Source organism: Pseudomonas sp. KCJK9016, from assembly GCF_046231795.1.
Lineage (GTDB): Bacteria > Pseudomonadota > Gammaproteobacteria > Pseudomonadales > Pseudomonadaceae > Aquipseudomonas > Aquipseudomonas bananamidigenes.
This window is the reverse complement of the sequence record NZ_JBJJMM010000004.1, coordinates 131,111-148,692: the sequence shown is the minus strand read 5'-3', so window position 1 is coordinate 148,692 and position 17,582 is coordinate 131,111. Positions and strand designations below refer to the sequence as shown.

The 17,582-nt window shown below is 61.9% G+C and carries 19 protein-coding genes; 12 read left to right on the top strand and 7 right to left on the bottom strand.

All coding sequences use genetic code 11. From position 1 onward, the window contains the following. Positions 1–332 precede the first annotated feature (332 nt). The 3 genes from ACK6BI_RS05250 to ACK6BI_RS05240 are packed head-to-tail and all read left to right on the top strand — an operon-like array spanning position 333 to position 2,948. Positions 333–1,310, top strand: a complete 978-nt coding sequence (locus ACK6BI_RS05250) for an ABC transporter substrate-binding protein (protein ID WP_409316253.1) — start codon at positions 333–335, stop codon at positions 1,308–1,310. A gap of 10 nt (positions 1,311–1,320) precedes the next feature. Beyond that, entirely contained in the window at positions 1,321–2,124 is an 804-nt protein-coding gene (locus ACK6BI_RS05245; protein WP_065259616.1) for an ABC transporter permease, read from the top strand. Further along, positions 2,112–2,948: an ABC transporter ATP-binding protein gene (locus ACK6BI_RS05240; RefSeq protein WP_409316252.1), complete on the top strand. Its 837-nt coding sequence runs from the start codon at positions 2,112–2,114 to the stop codon at positions 2,946–2,948. Before ACK6BI_RS05245 ends, ACK6BI_RS05240 begins: the two co-directional genes overlap by 13 nt. A 2-nt stretch (positions 2,949–2,950) precedes the next feature. Here the strand turns inward: ACK6BI_RS05240 and ACK6BI_RS05235 are convergent, their stop codons facing one another. Both ACK6BI_RS05235 and ACK6BI_RS05230 read right to left on the bottom strand, forming a co-directional pair. Continuing rightward, the gene (locus ACK6BI_RS05235) at positions 2,951–4,027 is read right to left on the bottom strand and encodes an endonuclease/exonuclease/phosphatase family protein (protein WP_409316251.1); all 1,077 of its coding nucleotides are present in this window, start codon (positions 4,025–4,027) and stop codon (positions 2,951–2,953) included. 74 nt (positions 4,028–4,101) lie between these two features. Beyond that, positions 4,102–4,776: a YciC family protein gene (locus ACK6BI_RS05230; protein ID WP_260521114.1), complete on the bottom strand. Its 675-nt coding sequence runs from the start codon at positions 4,774–4,776 to the stop codon at positions 4,102–4,104. A gap of 178 nt (positions 4,777–4,954) precedes the next feature. Here ACK6BI_RS05230 and ACK6BI_RS05225 point away from each other — a divergent pair, with 178 nt between their 5' ends. The 3 genes from ACK6BI_RS05225 (at position 4,955) to ACK6BI_RS05215 (ending at position 6,962) form a co-directional block, all read left to right on the top strand. After that, positions 4,955–5,713, top strand: coding sequence for a DUF2076 domain-containing protein (locus ACK6BI_RS05225; RefSeq protein ID WP_409316250.1), 759 nt, complete (start codon positions 4,955–4,957; stop codon positions 5,711–5,713). A gap of 146 nt (positions 5,714–5,859) precedes the next feature. Next, positions 5,860–6,339 carry an NYN domain-containing protein gene (locus tag ACK6BI_RS05220; RefSeq protein WP_409316249.1) on the top strand — a complete coding sequence of 160 codons (480 nt, stop codon included), beginning with the start codon at positions 5,860–5,862 and terminating at the stop codon, positions 6,337–6,339. A 17-nt stretch (positions 6,340–6,356) separates the two neighbouring features. After that, entirely contained in the window at positions 6,357–6,962 is a 606-nt protein-coding gene (locus ACK6BI_RS05215) for a PolC-type DNA polymerase III (RefSeq protein ID WP_409316248.1), read from the top strand. A 40-nt stretch (positions 6,963–7,002) separates the two neighbouring features. Here the strand turns inward: ACK6BI_RS05215 and ACK6BI_RS05210 are convergent, their stop codons facing one another. After that, positions 7,003–7,458 (bottom strand): Lrp/AsnC family transcriptional regulator, encoded by a 456-nt coding sequence (locus ACK6BI_RS05210; protein WP_409316247.1) that lies wholly within the window; start codon positions 7,456–7,458, stop codon positions 7,003–7,005. A 162-nt stretch (positions 7,459–7,620) separates the two neighbouring features. On the opposite strand from ACK6BI_RS05210, the gene yedA reads away from it, so the two are divergent. Together yedA and ACK6BI_RS05200 are read left to right on the top strand one after the other, a co-directional pair. Further along, positions 7,621–8,556, top strand: a complete 936-nt coding sequence (yedA, locus tag ACK6BI_RS05205; RefSeq protein ID WP_409316246.1) for a drug/metabolite exporter YedA — start codon at positions 7,621–7,623, stop codon at positions 8,554–8,556. Between the two features lie 52 nt (positions 8,557–8,608). After that, positions 8,609–9,949 carry a DEAD/DEAH box helicase gene (locus ACK6BI_RS05200; protein ID WP_409316245.1) on the top strand — a complete coding sequence of 447 codons (1,341 nt, stop codon included), beginning with the start codon at positions 8,609–8,611 and terminating at the stop codon, positions 9,947–9,949. Between the two features lie 38 nt (positions 9,950–9,987). Here ACK6BI_RS05200 and ACK6BI_RS05195 read toward each other — a convergent pair whose 3' ends face one another. Further along, positions 9,988–11,229, bottom strand: a complete 1,242-nt coding sequence (locus ACK6BI_RS05195) for a TIGR03862 family flavoprotein (RefSeq protein WP_409316244.1) — start codon at positions 11,227–11,229, stop codon at positions 9,988–9,990. A gap of 175 nt (positions 11,230–11,404) precedes the next feature. Further along, entirely contained in the window at positions 11,405–12,325 is a 921-nt protein-coding gene (locus tag ACK6BI_RS05190) for a histone deacetylase (protein WP_409316243.1), read from the bottom strand. 82 nt (positions 12,326–12,407) lie between these two features. Between ACK6BI_RS05190 and ACK6BI_RS05185 the strand changes: the two genes are divergently transcribed. The 3 genes from ACK6BI_RS05185 to ACK6BI_RS05175 all read left to right on the top strand — a co-directional run bounded on the left by ACK6BI_RS05185 (position 12,408) and on the right by ACK6BI_RS05175 (position 14,541). Continuing rightward, positions 12,408–12,977 (top strand): GNAT family N-acetyltransferase, encoded by a 570-nt coding sequence (locus ACK6BI_RS05185; RefSeq protein WP_409316242.1) that lies wholly within the window; start codon positions 12,408–12,410, stop codon positions 12,975–12,977. Positions 12,978–13,081: 104 nt separating this feature from the next. Further along, positions 13,082–13,951 carry an acyl-CoA thioesterase II gene (gene tesB, locus ACK6BI_RS05180; protein WP_409316241.1) on the top strand — a complete coding sequence of 290 codons (870 nt, stop codon included), beginning with the start codon at positions 13,082–13,084 and terminating at the stop codon, positions 13,949–13,951. Further along, complete coding sequence (locus ACK6BI_RS05175; protein WP_409316240.1) at positions 13,948–14,541, top strand: HAD family hydrolase; 594 nt, start codon at positions 13,948–13,950, stop codon at positions 14,539–14,541. Before tesB ends, ACK6BI_RS05175 begins: the two co-directional genes overlap by 4 nt. 27 nt (positions 14,542–14,568) lie before the next feature. Here ACK6BI_RS05175 and ACK6BI_RS05170 read toward each other — a convergent pair whose 3' ends face one another. Both ACK6BI_RS05170 and ACK6BI_RS05165 read right to left on the bottom strand, forming a co-directional pair. Beyond that, positions 14,569–15,522: an alpha/beta fold hydrolase gene (locus ACK6BI_RS05170; protein ID WP_409316239.1), complete on the bottom strand. Its 954-nt coding sequence runs from the start codon at positions 15,520–15,522 to the stop codon at positions 14,569–14,571. Next, complete coding sequence (locus ACK6BI_RS05165) at positions 15,523–16,410, bottom strand: neutral zinc metallopeptidase (RefSeq protein WP_409316238.1); 888 nt, start codon at positions 16,408–16,410, stop codon at positions 15,523–15,525. A gap of 262 nt (positions 16,411–16,672) precedes the next feature. Between ACK6BI_RS05165 and ACK6BI_RS05160 the strand changes: the two genes are divergently transcribed. Next, a complete protein-coding gene (locus ACK6BI_RS05160; RefSeq protein ID WP_409316237.1) occupies positions 16,673–17,551 on the top strand; it encodes a DMT family transporter in 879 nt (292 codons plus the stop codon). Positions 17,552–17,582: the final 31 nt, after the last annotated feature.

The window sequence follows — 17,582 nt, the reverse complement described above, 5'->3', positions numbered from 1 at the left end:
GGTCGATCACATTTTTGTGAACGACCCTGACAACTGTGGGAGCGAGCTTGCTCGCGATTTGCGTCAGCCGATTCAACATCGTTTTATCTGCCTTGCACCCCCTCCGTGCACCTCCGCCCGACGCGCCCTTTCGCGGTGCGCACTACCCAGTTTTTTCATCGTTCGCGTCTAACTATTTCCTCGTTTTCCTGACGCCGGGCCTGGGTCAACATCGATTTCGCCAGCCAAGGCATTGCCTGCCAGAGTCCGACAGAGACCGCAGCGTGCAATCGCGAAACCCCGACTGGCCGTACTGCCCATGACAACTAAATCAACAGCGTTGGGAGTGCTCCATGAACAAGTCCTTGTTTACCCGTCTTGCATGTCCTCTGGCGATTTCCGCCCTTTCAGTCACCGGCGCCCAGGCCGGCACCTTGTCGATCGGCCACACCACATGGGTCGGTTACGGCACCCTGTATCTGGCCCAGGATTTGGGTTACTTCAAGGAAAACGGCCTGACCGTCGAATTGCCGGTGGTCGAGGAAGCCTCGATGTACATGGCCGCTCAGGCGTCCGGGCAATTGTCCGGCTCGGCTTCGACCATCGACGAAGTGCTCAAGTACCGCCCGCAGTTCTGCTTCAAGGCCGTGGCCGCGCTGGATGACAGCCATGGCGGCGACGGCGTGCTGGTCGGCAAAAACGTCAAGAGCCTGCAGGAGCTCAAGGGCCAGGCGGTGGCCGTCAACGAGGGATCGACTTCGCAGTTCTGGCTCTCATACCTGCTGAAAAAGAACGGGATGAGCATGAGTGACATCACCGTGCAGAACATGACCGCCGACGACGCCGCCACGGCGTTCATCGCCGGTCGCGTACCGGCTGCCGTGACCTGGGAACCGCATCTGTCGATGGTGCGTGACAAGCAGCAGGGCAAGGTGCTGATCGACAGCAGCAGTACCCCCGGCGTGATCGTCGACGTGGTGGCGCTCAACTGCACGGTGATCGAGAAGCAGCCGGAAGACGTCAAGGCGCTGGTCGCCGGTCTCTACAAAGCGGTGCAGTACACCAAGGATCATCCACAGAAAGCCTACGAAATCATGGCCAAGGGCGTCGGCGGTTACCTGTCCGATCCGAAGGAGCTGGCCGCCGCCGCGCAAGGCGTGCGTTTTTACGATCAGGCCATGAGTGAGAAGCTGCTGGGCAAACCGGGCGTGCCGGGTGAAAGCGCACCGCTGATCAAACTGGCCAACGAAACCGCCAGCGAATTGCAGGGCAAGCCCTATAACGTCAGCAACGACGATCTGGTGGATAACCGTTTCGTCAGCCCGCTCTAGGAGACTGCTCATGTTCAAGCGCAATTCATGGCTGAGCCGCTGCATCACGCCGAAGACCGGATTGCCGGTGCCGGTGGTGTGGAGCGCCAGCGGTCTGGCCTGGGTGTTGCTGGTCGGCCTGTGGGCCGGGTTGTCCTACGGCGGCATCGTGCCGGGTATGTTCCTGCCGACACCCGGCGCGGTGGTCGAGGCAGCCCTGCGCCTGAGTCGCGACGGCACCCTCGGCCAGCATGTCTGGGCCAGTGTCGAAGTGGTGATGGTCGGCTTCATTGTCTCGTCGCTGGTGGCGGTGCCGCTGGGCCTGCTGATGGGCAGCTTCCGCATCGTCCAGGCGTTCCTCGAACCGATGGTCAATTTCATCCGCTACCTGCCGGTGACCTCGTTCGTGCCGCTGTTCATTCTCTGGATCGGCATCGGTCTGGAGCAGCGGGTGTCGGTGATTATTTTCGGTGTGTTCTTTCAGCAACTGGTGATGGTTGCGGACGTCTCCAAAGGCATTTCCAAAGACCTGATCAACGCCTCCTACACCCTCGGTTCCAACCGGCGTGACGCGGTGCTGCATGTGATCGCCCCGGCGTCGTTGCCCGGCGTACTCGACACCTTGCGGGTGACCATGGGCTGGGCCTGGACCTATCTGGTGGTCGCCGAACTAGTCGCCGCGTCCAGTGGTCTCGGTTACTTGAGCCTCAAGGCCATGCGCGGTTTTCAGGTCGACGTGATTTTTCTCGCCATCGCGATCATCGGCCTGCTGGGCCTGGTCACCGATCAACTGTTCCGCTTCTTGCGTTTGAGGATTGCCGCATGGGCTCAGTAACCGCTGCCAACCGTCGTTTCATCGAGCCGGTCGCCGCACCGGCACTAGCCGCGCCAAGGTTGCAGGTGGACAAGGTCAGCCTGCGTTACACCAAGCCCGGCGGCGGAACATTCACCGCGCTGGAGCAAGTGTCGTTCGACGTGCCGGATCAGCAATTCGCGGTGCTGGTCGGGCCGTCGGGCTGCGGCAAGTCGAGCTTGCTGTACCTCACTGCCGGCCTGGCCGAGCCGACGTCCGGCGAGATCTACGTCGGCGGTCAGCAAGTGCAGGGCCCCGGCGCGGATCGCGGCATGGTGTTCCAGAGCTACACGCTGTTCCCGTGGCTGACCGTGCGGCAGAACGTCGAGTTCGGCCTCAAGCGCCGGGGCATGCCGGCAGCGAAACGCAAGGAGATTGTCGATCACTATGTGCACGAAGTCGGCCTGTCGGGATTTGCCGACAACTACGCCAAGCAGTTGTCCGGCGGCATGATGCAGCGGGTGGCGATTGCCCGGGCCCTGGCCAACGACCCGCAGATCCTGCTGATGGATGAACCCTTCGGCGCCCTCGACAGCCAGACCCGCCTGCAAATGCAGCAGCTGTTGTTGCGGGTGTGGGGCAACAGCAAGAAAACCGTGCTGTTCGTCACCCACGATATCGATGAGGCGATCCTGCTCGGCGACCGGGTGTACGTGATGGGCGCCAGGCCTGGGCGGATCAAGCAGATCCTTGATGTGCCGATCGAACGTCCGCGTTCGCTGGACATGGTCATGGAGCGCTCGTTCATCGACATGAAACGGCAGATCTTCGGGCTGTTGCACGACGATCTCGAAGAGGCTCACTGAGTTCAGTTGGGTGGCAGGAGGAACTTCGCAATCACCGGCAGATGATCGGAAATGCGCAACGTATCGTCCTGCCGCACCGTGGCTTCGATCCGTTTGATTTTCGGGCTGTAGAACAGGTAGTCGACCGTGCGGTCCGGGCCGTTGAGGCCGGGGTCGTTGGGGTAATGGGTCAGCCACTTGGCGCGGTCGATGCCGCCGGCTTCGTTGTTGGTCGGGATCATCGGGTACTTGTCCCACAACAGATGCAGCGCACTGTCCACGGAGTAGGGCGTGCGCTGTTCGACCGGCAGACGCCGGTACTGGCCGAGCGGCAACAGGTTGAAGTCGCCCCCGATCAGCCACGGCGTGCCGTGGCTTTCGTGTTTATCGAGGACTTTCGCCACCGCCGTGACCTGCGCCTGCAAGGTTTCGTCCGGCTGCATGGCGCGATCCAGGTGCGTGTTGAACACCGCCAGTTTCCCGCCATCGCTGAATGGCAGTGTAGTGGTGAGCAGGGCGTTCTTCGGCTGGAACTGGCGGCTGATGATATTCAGCGGCTGCACCGGCAATTGCACGCGTTCGGCGTGTTCGATGCGGTAGCGGCTCAGGGTGGCGAGCTGTCGGCCGACGCTGCCGAAGATATGTGGATCGGGGACGAAATCGGCCTTCCAGTCGAAGGCGTGGGCGCTGCACGGGTAGAGGTCGGTGAGGCGTTCCTGCAACAGCTTGAGCTGGTTCTGATAGTCGCTGGCCTTGGCGCCGTCATCCAGTTCCTGGATCAGCACCACATCGGGCTGTTCGTCGCGGATCACCCGGGCCACTTCATCGAGGCTGAACGCCATGTCCTCAGGGGTCGGGGCTTCATCGTCGCCACGGGCCAGGTCGTTCCAGAACACATAACGCTTGCCCGCCAGGTATTGCACGTTCCAGGTCATGACTTTCAACGCCTGCCCGGGCACCAGCGTCGGCGGTTGCCCGGTGCAACTGACCGGCAGGGACTCGCGGGCGTCGGGGCGCCAGGTCAGGCTGAAAATCATCACGCCGATCAGGGCGACGGCCAGCAGCATAGAGAGCAGGATGTAGCGCAGTAGACGGGTCATGGCTCGGCTTGTAGCGATACGGAAGTGGTCCCGAGCATACCCGAGACCCGTCGCTCGGCCCAAGCCCTGAGCGGTCAGACCCTTCCGTCGCGTTTGTCGGGCAATTCGCTGATCAGCATGAACAGGCGGAACAGCACCACGCTGGTGAACAGTTGCAGGAAGCTGTGACCGCTGTCGATCAGTACGGCGATCAACGGATTCTGCGGATCGGGATAGACCTGCAACGTCAGGCCCTTGAGCAGCCACAGCGGCCCCATCACACAGAGAATGCACACCAGAATCCGCAGGAAATGCCCACGGCTCAGGCGCAGGCTTTCCTTCATGGCCTGCAACGGGCCGTAGCCGCGCAGTACCAGCAGGTATTCGCCGAAGGCCAGGGTGACCATCAGCCACAGGCCCGGCAGGAAGTACAACGACAGACCGAGCAGGATCAGCAAGGTGTTCAGCGCAGTGAGCACGGCGAAGCGCGGCCACAGGCGCGCCGCCATCGCCAGCAGATCGAGGGTCTGCGGGGATTCGCCACGGGTGCGGGCATCGAGAAACAGGATCAGCGCGGCGGTGTACAGCGGGTAGACCAGCAGGCCGACGATCACGCTGATGGCCGAATAACCGTCCGGGTCGCTGGCGTGATCGACCACTTGTTGCAGCGCGGCTTCGAAGATCACCAGCGGCAGGCACAGCTGGACGATCCGCGCCAGATTGCGTTTAAAGAAATACAGCGAGTCACGCAGCACATCGAAGGCATTCATCAGTCGGTATCGCAGGTCAAAAACAGTGGCTCACTTTAACCGATGAAGTGCTGCGAGGCGCAAACGTAAACGTTCGGTAAAGACCATTGAAACATTCTGTCACTGCCTCCATTACGTAGGTGCGCCTCTTCCACCGTGGACGAGGGCAACGTTATCTCCGGCAATCTACGAGGTCGCCATGAACAACGAAGAGCAAACCCTGATCGATGGACTGTTTTCCCGGCTGCAACAGGCCGAAACGGAGGCAGCCCCGCGCGACGCCCAGGCCGAGGCGCGGATCAAGGAACACCTGACGCGCCAGCCGGCCGCAGGCTATTTCATGACCCAGGCGATTCTGGTGCAGGAGGCCGCGATCAAGAGCCTCGACGAACAAAACAAACAACTGACTCAACAGGTTCAGCAACTGCAGGCCGAACTGCAATCGGCCAAGGCGCAAAGCGCAGCCCCGGCGTCGAGCGGCGGCGGTTTCCTGTCGAGCATTTTCGGTAGCAGCAGCCCGCGCCCGGCACCGACCCAGAGCGCCCCGGCTTCCACTGGCGGCTGGCGTGAACCGGCTCCGCAGCAGAACTTCGGTGCCCCCGCGCCGCAACAGAACTTCGGCGCGCCACCAGCGGGTTATGGCCAGCCACAAGCGGCACCGGCGGCCGGTAGCAGCTTCCTCGGCGGCGCCCTGAAAACCGCGGCCGGTGTGGCGGGCGGCGTAATGCTGGCGCAGGGCATCAGCAGCCTGTTCCATCACAACCAGCAGCCGCAGGAAATCGTCGAAGTGATCAAGGAAGAGCCTGCGCAAGTGGCCGACCAGGGCAACAACGGTTGGGGCGATGACCAGCGCATGGCCAACAACGACTCCTGGGGCAACAACCAGGGTGGTTTCACCGACACCGACTACAGCGATGACAACTCATCGTTCTTCGATGACGATGATTCCTTTGTCTGATAAACGGTAAGTCACCGGGCAATACCCCACTCCGTGGCGAGGGAGCCAGCTCCCTCGCCACACTGCTTTTTACTGGCATACTGAGCGCCTTTTTCGGGCCTGGTGCCTGATCCGGCTCATGCGCCTCAGCGCTCACAGGAACTCCGGTGAAAAAAATCGCAGTGTTCGCCGATGTGCAGAACCTCTACTACACCGTCCGCCAGGCCTATGGCTGCCACTTCAACTACGCGGCGCTGTGGACGGATGTCAGCCAGCACGGGCAGATCGTCGAGGCCTACGCCTACGCGATCGACCGGGGCGACAGCAAACAGCAGCAGTTCCAGCAGATCCTGCGCAACCTCGGTTTCACCGTGAAACTCAAACCCTATATCCAGCGCAGCGACGGCTCGGCCAAGGGCGACTGGGACGTGGGCATCACCCTCGACATCATGGACGCCGCCGACCATGTCGACGAAATCGTCCTGGCCTCCGGTGATGGCGATTTCGACATGCTGCTCGAACGCATCATTAACAAACATGGCGTACAAGCGGTGGCCTACGGCGTTCCTGGCCTGACCGCCAACTCGCTGATCCGCGCCGCCAGCCGTTATGTGCCGATCGAAGGCACGCTTTTGCTGAAGAATTGAACGGAGTTGAACCCGGTTTGGAACGCATTGCAGTCATCGACTTTGAAACCACCGGCATTTCGCCGAGCAGCAGTTGCCGGGCCACGGAAATCGCCGTGGTCATGCTGGAAAACGGCCGCATCGTCGAGCGTTACCAGAGCCTGATGAACGCTGGCGTACGCGTCCCGGCCTTCATCGAACAACTCACCGGCATCAGCAACGCCATGCTGCGCACCGCACCGTCGGCCGAACAGGTGATGAACGAAGTCAACGAATTCGTCGGCTGCACGCCGCTGCTGGCGCACAACGCCGCGTTCGACCAGAAGTTCTGGGACTTCGAACTGGGCCGGATCAAACGCACCCGTTTGCAGAACTTCGCCTGCTCGCTGCTGCTGGCCCGACGCCTGATGCCGGCGGCGCCGAACCACAAGCTTGGCACGCTCACGACCTTCGCCCAACTGCCGCATACCGGCCAGGCGCACCGGGCAATGGCAGATGCGGAGATGGCGGCCAACCTGCTGGTGCATCTGGCGGATGAACTGCGGCACAAGCATGGGGTGCGGGAGCTATCGCACGACCTGCTGTGCAAATTGCAGAAAGTGCCGGCGGCTAAAGTGGGCGAGCACTTGCAGCGCTATCGCTGATTTTCAGGCAAACACATTTCCCTGTGGGTGCGGGCTTGTCTCAGGCTTTACCGTTCCCTTCGATATGCCCCAACGGCACCCGCTTCTCTATCGCACTCGACAACACGATCGACGTCTTGCTGAACCCGAATTTCGCCACCCGGTTGATCAGCTCCTCCAGCTCGGTCATCGAGCCTACGGCGGCCTGCATGATCACGCAGGGGTCGCCGGTGACGCGGTGGCATTCGGTCAGTTGCGGGATGCTGATCAGCTCGTCGTACACCTTCGGGTTGCCGTGCTGGTTCAGGCGCAGTTCGATGACGCACTGGATCGGCAGGCCGAGTTTGGCCATGTCGACCTTGGCCGAGTAACCGGTGATCACGCCGCTGGCCTCGAGTTTGGCCACGCGTTCGGCGACGGCGGGGGCGGAAAGGTTCACTTTGCGGGCGAGGTCGGCGTAGGACGCGCGACCGTTTTCGAGCAGGGCGCCGAGCAGCATGCGGTCGTATCTGTCCAAGGTCGGACTCCTGAAAATGCCAGACTTTCGAAATCGCGGTTAAGGCCGTCGATCTCCGTGTTTTCAAAAGTGTACCGGCACTATAAACAGGTTTTGTAACTTATTTTTAGCGGTTGGCCTTTCTAGAATGATCCATCCCTGCCCCTGACTTCCGAGTTGCCCATGTCTGCCTTGCGCCGTTTTTCCTTGCCGTTGATCGCTGCGTTTTTTGCGTTGTACGTGATTTGGGGATCGACCTATCTGGTGATCCGCATCGGCGTCGAATACTGGCCGCCCTTCATGCTCGGCGGCGTGCGATTCGTGATCGGTGGCAGTCTGATGTATGCGTTCCTGCGCTGGCGCGGGGTGCCGGCGCCGACCTGGGCGCAGTGGAAAGCGGCAGGGATCATCGGGATTCTGCTGCTGAGTTTCGGCAACGGTGCGGTGACGGTGGCCGAACACACTGGCGTGGCATCGGGGGTCGCTGCGCTGGCGGTGGCGACGGTGCCGTTGTTCACCTTGCTCTGCGGTTATTTCTGGGGCGCGCGCAATACCCGTCTGGAATGGGCCGGGGTGGGGATGGGGATTATCGGCATCGCCATGCTTAATATGGGGTCCAACCTGCAATCGAGTCCGCTGGGTGCGGCGTTGCTGGTTTTCGCGGCGGCGAGCTGGGCCTTCGGCTCGGTGTGGAGCAAGCACTTGCCGTTGCCCCAGGGCGCAATGGCCAGTGCCGTGGAAATGCTGGTGGGTGGCGTGGTGCTGCTGATCGGCAGCGCAGTCAGCGGCGAGCACCTGGAGGCCATGCCCCCGCTGGAAGGCTGGCTGGCGCTGGCGTACCTGATCTTTTTCGGCTCGATCATCGCCTTCAACGCGTACATGTATCTGTTGAAAAACGTTCGTCCGGCGGCGGCCACCAGTTATGCCTATGTGAACCCGGCGGTGGCGGTGTTGCTGGGGATCGTGTTCGTCGGCGAGACCATCGGGATCGAAGAGGCGTTGGCAATGCTGGTGATCATTGGTGCAGTGGTGCTGATCGGTCTGCCACAGTGGCGGCGTCCGGCGCCACCGGTGGTCTGCGAGCCCGATGGCATTGCGACGGAGCAGCGTGCGAATTAGGGTAAACTGCGCGCCATCGCACACTTGCCCTGATTTTTCCTACGGTACTCCCATGACTTTCGCCACCCTTGGCCTGATCGAACCCTTGCTGCGTTCCCTCGAGAAGCTCGGCTACCAGACCCCGACGCCGGTGCAGGCGCAAGCCATTCCGGCGGTGCTGGCTGGTCGTGACTTGATGGCCGCCGCCCAGACCGGGACCGGCAAGACCGCCGGTTTCGCCTTGCCGCTGCTGCAATTGCTGGCGATGGAAGGGCCGAAAGTCGCTGCCAATTCGGTACGCGCGCTGATCCTGGTGCCGACCCGTGAACTGGCCGAACAAGTCCACGAAGCCGTGCGCCAATACGCCGAAAACCTGCCGCTGCGCACTTATGCGGTGTACGGCGGCGTCAGCATCAACCCGCAGATGATGAAGCTGCGTGGCGGTGTCGACCTGCTGGTCGCGACCCCGGGTCGTCTGCTCGACCTGTTCCGTCAGAACGCGCTGAAGTTCAATCAGCTGCAAACCCTGGTGCTGGACGAAGCCGACCGCATGCTCGATCTGGGTTTCACTGAAGAACTGGCGAACATTTACCGCGCACTGCCGAAAAAACGTCAGACGCTGCTGTTCTCCGCGACGTTCTCCGATGACATCCGTCTGCTGGCCGGGCAGATGCTCAACGATCCGCTGAGCATCGAAGTCAGTCCGCGCAACGTGGCCGCCAACACCGTCAAGCAGTGGATTGTCACGGTGGACAAGAAGCGCAAGCCCGAACTGTTCGTGCACCTGATGCGCAAGAACAAGTGGAAGCAGGTGCTGGTGTTCGCCAAGACCCGTAACGGTGTGGACGCGCTGGTGGAAAAACTCCAGGGCCTGGGCGTGAACGCCGATGGCATCCACGGCGACAAGCCGCAGGCGACCCGTCAGCGTGCGCTTGACCGTTTCAAGCTGAGCGAAGTGCAGATTCTGGTGGCCACCGATGTGGCGGCCCGTGGGCTGGATATCGAAGACCTGCCATTGGTGGTCAACTTCGATCTGCCGATCGTGGCCGAGGATTACATTCACCGTATCGGTCGCACCGGCCGTGCGGGATCGACCGGTGAGGCGATTTCGCTGGTGTGTGCCGATGAAGTGAATCTGCTGTCGGCCATCGAGATGCTGACCCGTCAGACCCTCAAGCGTCAGAACGAGCCGGACTTCGAGCCTGATCACCGCGTACCGGAGACCGATGCCAGCGGTCAGGTGATCAAGAAACCGAAGAAACCGAAAAAGCCGAAAGCGTCCGGTGGTGGTGGTGGCAAACGCAATCTGGGCAAGTGGGTGGACAGCGGGGATAGCCAGGCGCCGGAGCCTTCGATCAAGCCTGTGCGTAAAGTACCGGCGTTCAATACCGGGCCGCGCAAGCGCAAGCCTTAAGCGTCAGATCGGATCGTTCCCGCACGATGCGGGAACGATCAGTTACGCTGTTTCAACCAGTCCAGCATGCCAATTCCGGCCGCCCGGCCACTGGCAAAACACGCCGTCAGCAGATACCCGCCAGTCGGCGCTTCCCAGTCCAGCATTTCCCCCGCACAGAACACCCCTGGCAATGCCTTGAGCATCAAGCGCTCATCCATCGATTCGAATGTCACGCCTCCGGCACTGCTGATCGCTTCGTCCAGAGGTCGAGTTTTCACCAGCTTCAGTGGCAGGGCCTTGATCGCCCGGGCCAGCAATGCCGGATCGGCAAACGTCGCGGCGTCAGTGAGTTCACGCAGCAACGCCGCTTTCACCCCGTCAATCCCGACCTGACTGTGCAGGTGCTTGGCCATCGAGCGCGAACCCCGGGGTTTGCTCAAGGCCGCCTGCAATTTATCCACAGGTCGGCCGGGCAGCAGGTCGATGTGAATGACAGCCGCGCCATATTGATTGATTGCTTCACGAATCGGCGCCGACAGGGCGTAAATCAGACTGCCCTCGATGCCGGTCGCCGTGATCACGCACTCGCCCAGACGCGGAACGTCGTCGTTCAAACCGATGGCGATATTTTTCAGCGGCGCGCCGGCGAATTTGCTGACCATCAGTTCGCTCCAGGCCTGCACCTCGAAGCCGCAATTGCTCGGTTGCAAAGGCGCCAGTCCTACGCCGCGCTGCTCCAGCGCCAGCATCCACGCACCGTCGGAGCCCAGCCGCGACCAACTGCCGCCGCCGAGGGCGAGCAGGGTGGCGTCGGGGTTGAGGGTTTTCTCGCCGTCCGGGCTGTCGATGCGCAGCGCGCCGTTTTCATCCCAGCCGAGCCAGCGGTGACGGGTGTGGATAACCACGCCGCTGTCGCGCAGGCGCTTGAGCCAGGCACGCAGCAGCGGCGCGGCTTTCATGTCGGTGGGGAACACCCGGCCGGAGCTGCCGATGAAAGTTTCGATACCCAGGTCGTGAATCCAGCGGCACAGGGCGTCGGCATCGAACGCGCGCAGCAGCGGGGCGATGTTCGGGGCGCGTTCGGCGTAGCGCGAGAGGAAGGCCGGCCAGGCCTCGGAATGGGTGATATTCATGCCGCCGACCCCGGCCAGCAGGAACTTGCGGCCCACCGAAGGCATGCCGTCGTACAGGTCGACGCGCACTCCGGCCTGGCTCAGCACTTCGGCGGCCATCAGGCCGGCGGGGCCACCGCCGATGATGGCGACGTGAGCGGGAAGGGCGGCGGAAGTCTGGGTCATGGCAGCGGCAATAGCGTGGCGGAATAAGCCGCGGATTCTAGCAGCAGCGGCTATCGTCAGGCCTGATCAAAAAACAACCAGTGCGCTGCGGGCCATGTTCAGCGTGGGCTGTAGTCCCTTTCGCTCAGGTTATCCACAGGCCGTTCCACAGCCATTGTGGGTAACGCAGCACAGCTCAATGACAACCGGATGACTGCCAGACGCGCTGCGCACTGTGATGCAAGATGCCGTGGCGCCGTGCGAGGGCCCGGCGGTCCTTGCTGTAACCACCGCCGATGACACCGACCACCGGGATGTCACGGCCCAGGCAGTGACGCATCACGCTTTCGTCGCGGGCGGCAACGCCTGCGTCGGTCAGTTGCAGATAGCCGAGAGCATCGTCCTTGTGCACGTCGACACCGGCGTCGTACAGCACCAGATCCGGCTGGTACAGCGGCAGCAGATAGTTGAGTGCATCGTCGACGACTTTCAGGTAGTCGGCGTCGCCCATGCCGTTGGGCAGCGGAATGTCCCAGTCGCTCTGGGCCTTGCGTGCAGGAAAGTTCTTTTCGCAATGCAGGGAAACGGTGATGGCTTCCTGGGTGTCGTGCAGAATCCGTGCAGTGCCGTCGCCCTGATGCACGTCGCAATCGAAGATCAGCACCCGGTTCACCCGGCCGCTTTGCAGCAGGTAGTGGCTGATGATCGCCAGATCATTGAAGATGCAGAACCCGGCGGGATAGTCGTAGTGGGCGTGGTGGGTGCCGCCGGCCAGGTGACAGGCCAGGCCATGTTCCAGCGCTTTTTCCGCTGCCAGAATCGAGCCGCCCACGGCCCGCACTGTTCGTCGGGCCAGGGCTTCGTTCCATGGCAAACCCAACCGGCGCTGGTCTTCGCGAGACAATTCGCCGCTCATGTAACGCTCGATGTAGCTGCGGTCATGGGCCAGGGCAAGGATGTCGGCAGGGCACAGTTCAGGGCGCAGCAGGTCTTCGTCGCGGGTCAGGCCGCTGTCCACCAGGTGATCGCGCAGCAGGCGGAACTTGTCCATGGGAAAGCGGTGATCTGCCGGAAATTCCGGGCTGTAGTCTTCGTGGTAGATCAGCGGCAACGGCATGGTGGGCTATTCATAAAAGGCTGCAGAAAGAGTGCAAAGCCTAACAGCGATGTAGACTGACGGCATCAAGCGGAGGGGCAGGATGGAACCGATACTGGAGCTGGAAAGCGCAAGGTTGCTGATGCGCCAGTGGCAAGACGCGGATCTGCCGGCATTTGCAGCGATGTGCGCCGATCCACAGGTGATGCGTTACTTTCCGGCGCCTTTGAGCCGGCTGGAAAGCGCAGCGCTGATCGGCCGTGTCCGTGGCCATTTCGCCGAGCACGGTTTCGGATTGTGGGCGCTGGAGCGCAAGGACACTGGCCAATTCATCGGTTTCACCGGGCTCGGCGTAGTCGGTTTCGATGCGCCGTTCACTCCGGCGGTGGAGATCGGCTGGCGTCTGGCGAAGGAGCACTGGGGCCTGGGATATGCCAGCGAAGCGGCGTGGACGGCGCTGCGCTGCGGTTTTGACCGGCTGGCTCTGGAGGAGATCGTGTCCTTCACCGCGCAGAGCAATCTGCCGTCGGAAAAAGTCATGCAGGCCATTGGCATGCATCACGACCCGGCCGACGATTTCGATCACCCGAAACTGACGGTCGACCATCCGTTGCGTCGACATCTGTTGTACCGCATCACCAGGGAGCAATGGCTGCAGACCCTGCATGGCTAAGCCGACACGGACGTTTACAAGGGCGCGACCAAGGCTCGCGCCGGAACCTGAATTGGCCGCCGCAGCCCGGCTGCGCGGCATAGTGTTGTGTGAGGAGAGTCTGAATGAGCCAAGTGTTGGAAGATCTGGTGGATCTGCTGACCCTCGAACCGATCGAGGAAAACCTGTTCCGTGGTCGCAGTCAGGATCTGGGCTTTCGCCAGTTGTTCGGCGGCCAGGTGCTCGGTCAGTCGCTGTCGGCGGCCAGTCAGACGGTTGAGGAAGCACGTCATGTGCATTCGATGCACGGTTACTTCCTGCGTCCGGGGGATGCCAAGTTGCCGGTGGTCTACTCGGTTGACCGCGTGCGTGACGGCGGCAGTTTCAGCACCCGTCGCGTGACCGCGATCCAGAAAGGCCACCCGATTTTCACCTGCAGCGCTTCGTTCCAGTACGACGAAGAAGGCTTCCAGCACCAGAGCCGGATGCCGCAAGTGGTCGGCCCGGAGAACCTGCCGTCGGAGCTGGAACTGACCCAGCAACGCGCGCACCTGATCCCGGAACACATGCGCGAAAAACTGCTGTGCCCGAAACCGATCGAAGTGCGCCCGGTCACTGAAAAGGATCCGTACAACCCGCAGCCGGCAGACCCGATCAAGTACGTGTGGTTCCGCGCCGACGGCGCGTTGGCCGACATTCCGGCGCTGCACAAATACCTGCTGGCCTACGCTTCGGACTTCGGTCTGCTGACCACATCGATGCTGCCTCACGGCAAATCGGTCTGGCAGAAGGACATGCAGGTCGCCAGCCTCGACCACGCCTTGTGGTTCCACAACGATCTGCGCGCCGATGACTGGTTGCTCTACGCCATGGACAGCCCATGGGCCGGCAACTCCCGCGGGTTCTCCCGTGGCAGCGTGTTCAACCGTGCCGGGCAACTGGTGGCATCGGTGACTCAGGAAGGCCTGATCCGTCATCGCAAGGATTGGGCATGAGCCTTGCGGATGTACGGCACTGGGTGTTCGACATGGACGGCACCCTGACCGTTGCCGTGCATGATTTCGCGGCGATCCGCGTGGCGCTGTCGATCCCGCCCGAGGACGACATCCTCACTCACCTCGCCGCGTTGCCTGCCGATGAAGCGGCGGCAAAACATGCGTGGTTGCTGGAACATGAGCGGGATCTGGCGCTCGGCTCGACCCCGGCAGTCGGTGCGGTGGAGCTGGTGCGCGACCTGCACGCACGGGGTTATCGTCTTGGCATCCTGACTCGCAATGCGCGAGAGCTGGCCCATGTGACGCTGGAGGCCATCGGTCTGGCTGACTGCTTTGCAGTGGCGGATGTGCTGGGCCGCGATGAAGCACCGCCGAAACCGCATCCCGGTGGCCTGCTGAAACTGGCCGATGCCTGGCAAGTGCCGACGAGCGAGATGGTGATGGTCGGCGACTACCGCTTCGATCTCGATTGCGGTCGGGCAGCGGGCACCCAAACGGTGCTGGTGAACCTGCCGGACAATCCCTGGCCGTCGCTGAGCGACTGGCATGCGAAGGATTGTGTCGAGTTGCGGCGGATGTTGTTCGCTTGAAAAAAACGGGGGCTTTGGCCCCCGTTTTTATTGGTCGAAGATGGCTTTCCGGCCTTCCGGCGATGTCAGCATGCCGTCGCCGTTGTGCCCGACGCCGGGCACTTCCACCAGGCGCTGATTCACCCCTTCCGGATGTCGGCGCAGCAGGTAACTGAAAAACATCTTTCCGCGCATCAGGCGATAGGCGCCCTGCGCTTCGGCGGCACAGCTCTTGTCCAGCGCCGGGTGTTCCGGGTCGGTGTCCTGCTGGCCCAGCAGATAAACCACTTCGCGTTTGATGTAGCGGCCTTCAAGCTGCGCAGGCGTTTGTCCACCCGAGTAAATGGGCGGATCCACCAGCCCGTACTTCCAGCGATTGAAACCCGGACACTGCGCATGATCGAACGCCACTGGCCGTTGCTCGTTGAAGTAGGCATAGGACGACGGATTGGCCACCACATAACGCAGGCGAATGCCTTCGGTCTTGAGTGCCGGTTGTTCGCGGGCGAGCAGGGCATAACGCTGCACCACCTGACCACCGCCGGAATGGCCGAAGATCACGATCTGCTTCACGTCCGGAAACTGCTTGCGATCGGTCAGCCGCCCGACGATTTCATCCAGCGCAGCGTAGGAACTCAGCGGGTTCGGCCCTGTGGATAACCCGCCGCCCATCCATTCATTGCCTTTCCAGCGCAGCACGCTGGCTGGCAATGAGTAGAGCGCGACATCGCTTTCATTGAGAAACTGCGGAGCGATCACCAAAGTGTTGGCTGTCTGCCCGGCCAGTTCGGCAGCGCTCTCGCCACTCTTGCGATAGGTTTCGGCGTTGCGCAGCTTGCCATGAATGACGATCAGCACCCGCTCGATTTTCGCCGGTGCCGGGCCGATGCCCACCGCCATTTCACCGGCCTGCAATTGCAGGCGTCCGGGACTGATTGCGTCAACGCCGGCCGCTTGCGCGGTGCCGCCGATCAACAGTAAAGCCAACAGCCATTTATGCATTTACAGGTTTTTCGCCGCAAAGGTATCGCACTGGCCGACCTGGCCCTGAGCGAATCCGGTTTTGAACCAGCGCACCCTTTGCGCCGACGTACCGTGGGTAAACGAGTCCGGCACCACACGGCCCTGACCCTGTTGTTGCAGGCGATCATCACCGATGGCATTCGCTGCGTTCAAGGCTTCTTCGACGTCGCCCGGCTCCAGCCAGTTCAGGCGCTTTTGCGCATGGTAGGCCCAGACGCCGGCCAGGCAATCGGCCTGCAGTTCCTGGCGCACCAGCAGTCCGCCATCGCCTTGCATCTGTCGACCCTGCTGGCGGGCGGCCTGAATTTTCGCCGAGACGCCCAGCAGCGTCTGCACATGATGTCCGACTTCGTGAGCGATCACGTAGGCCTGGGCGAAGTCGCCGGCCGCCTTGAAGCGCTGTGCCATTTCCTGGAAGAACGCCATGTCCAGATAGACCTTCTGGTCCGCCGGGCAATAGAACGGGCCGGTGGCCGAAGTGGCCATGCCGCAGGCCGAATTGACCCGATTGCTGAACAGCACCAGGGTCGGGTCTTTATATTGGCGACCGGCCTGTTGGAAAATCGCACCCCAGGTGTCTTCGGTGTCACCCAGGATCGAGCGCACGAATTCAGCCTGCTCATCGTTGGCCGGTGGAGCCTTGCGGGTTTGCGAAGAGGGGGCCGATTGTTCGGTCATCTGTCCGGTGAGTTGACCGAGGATCTGCAGCGGATCCTGTCCGGTGATCCAGCCGATGCCGACGATCAGCAGAATCGCCCCGAGGCTCAGGCCTTTGCCGCCACCGAAGCGCATGCCACCGCCATCGCCCATGTCATCGCCACGGGCGTCGACGACGTTGTCACTGCGTCGGCCTTTTCTCCATAGCATGCGGGAATCCTCGTTCGTGTAGGTGGTGATGAGTGTTGCTGGTCAGTCAGTGTGGCGCCAGTCCGGTCGTCAGACACTGGAACGGTGTCGGCAGTTCGATGGTCCAGTCAAGGGGCATGGGACTGATGCGGACTATAACCGTGCTTCAGCAAAAGTTCTGCCCGAGCGAAGTTGTGCGTTGTTCGCCCGGTATTTCGAATGTTATCTGTAAGCGCCACAGCGCTGGCTCTAGATTGTTGCGCAGTCTCTACATGGAGGTCTCATGACCGTCAGCACCCCGCTTTCCGGCGTCAACCAGCCCTTCAAGGGGATCTTGCTGATTGTCGTGGCAACCTTCCTGTTCTCCAGCCACGATGCGCTTTCGAAATACCTCTCCGGTTTTTATCCGATCATCATGGTGGTGTGGGCTCGGTATCTGGTGCACACGTTGTTGATGGCGGGGATTTTCCTGCCGCAGTCCGGGCTGCGTGTGCTGCGCACCAAACGCCCGTTGTGGCAATTGGCGCGGGCGTTGTGCCTGCTGGGCACCAGCCTGTTTTTCACCACGGCACTGTTGTATATCCCGCTGGCCGAAGCCACGGCGGTCAACTTTCTCGCACCGGTGCTGGTGACGGCATTGTCGGTGCCGCTGCTCAAGGAGCGGGTGACGCAGGGTCAATGGATTGCCGTGATTTGTGGGTTCATCGGCGTGCTGATCATCGTCCATCCCGGTGGTGAATTGTTCACCCCGGCGGTGCTGTTGCCGTTCTGCTCGGCGCTGTTTTTTTGCTTCTATCAGTTGCTGACACGCAAGCTCAGCGAGTTCGACAGCCCCACCACCAGCAACTTTTTTGCCGGGTTGTGCAACACGCTGGTGATGAGTGCGCTGGTGCCGTTCTTCTGGCAGGTGCCGAGCCTTGGCCATGGTTTGTTGATGCTGGCACTGGGCACCTGCGGGATGACGGCGCACCTGTTTCTGACCCAGGCGTTCCGGCATGCCGCACCGGCGCTGCTGGCGCCCTTCGGCTATTGCCAGATCGTGTTTGCGGGGCTGTTGGGTTGGCTGCTGTTCGCGCACACGCCGACGCTGATGACGGTGATCGGGATTGCGGTGATCTGTTGCAGCGGGCTGGCGGCAGCGTGGCAGCAGAGCCGGCGCTGAAAGGACAACCGGCCTGAGGTCAGGCCGGTCG

Bases quoted from the DNA above. Each gene is read 5' to 3' on its own strand.
- ACK6BI_RS05160 (WP_409316237.1), top strand. From the start codon at position 16,673: ATGACCGTCAGCACCCCGCTTTCCGGCGTCAACCAGCCCTTCAAGGGG.
- yedA (WP_409316246.1), top strand. From the start codon at position 7,621: ATGTCTGCCTTGCGCCGTTTTTCCTTGCCGTTGATCGCTGCGTTTTTT.
- ACK6BI_RS05235 (WP_409316251.1), bottom strand. From the start codon at position 4,027: ATGACCCGTCTACTGCGCTACATCCTGCTCTCTATGCTGCTGGCCGTC.
- tesB (WP_409316241.1), top strand. From the start codon at position 13,082: ATGAGCCAAGTGTTGGAAGATCTGGTGGATCTGCTGACCCTCGAACCG.
- ACK6BI_RS05195 (WP_409316244.1), bottom strand. From the start codon at position 11,229: ATGACCCAGACTTCCGCCGCCCTTCCCGCTCACGTCGCCATCATCGGC.
- ACK6BI_RS05200 (WP_409316245.1), top strand. From the start codon at position 8,609: ATGACTTTCGCCACCCTTGGCCTGATCGAACCCTTGCTGCGTTCCCTC.
- ACK6BI_RS05240 (WP_409316252.1), top strand. From the start codon at position 2,112: ATGGGCTCAGTAACCGCTGCCAACCGTCGTTTCATCGAGCCGGTCGCC.
- ACK6BI_RS05230 (WP_260521114.1), bottom strand. From the start codon at position 4,776: ATGAATGCCTTCGATGTGCTGCGTGACTCGCTGTATTTCTTTAAACGC.
- ACK6BI_RS05185 (WP_409316242.1), top strand. From the start codon at position 12,408: ATGGAACCGATACTGGAGCTGGAAAGCGCAAGGTTGCTGATGCGCCAG.
- ACK6BI_RS05225 (WP_409316250.1), top strand. From the start codon at position 4,955: ATGAACAACGAAGAGCAAACCCTGATCGATGGACTGTTTTCCCGGCTG.
- ACK6BI_RS05190 (WP_409316243.1), bottom strand. From the start codon at position 12,325: ATGCCGTTGCCGCTGATCTACCACGAAGACTACAGCCCGGAATTTCCG.
- ACK6BI_RS05245 (WP_065259616.1), top strand. From the start codon at position 1,321: ATGTTCAAGCGCAATTCATGGCTGAGCCGCTGCATCACGCCGAAGACC.
- ACK6BI_RS05165 (WP_409316238.1), bottom strand. From the start codon at position 16,410: ATGCTATGGAGAAAAGGCCGACGCAGTGACAACGTCGTCGACGCCCGT.
- ACK6BI_RS05170 (WP_409316239.1), bottom strand. From the start codon at position 15,522: ATGCATAAATGGCTGTTGGCTTTACTGTTGATCGGCGGCACCGCGCAA.
- ACK6BI_RS05250 (WP_409316253.1), top strand. From the start codon at position 333: ATGAACAAGTCCTTGTTTACCCGTCTTGCATGTCCTCTGGCGATTTCC.
- ACK6BI_RS05175 (WP_409316240.1), top strand. From the start codon at position 13,948: ATGAGCCTTGCGGATGTACGGCACTGGGTGTTCGACATGGACGGCACC.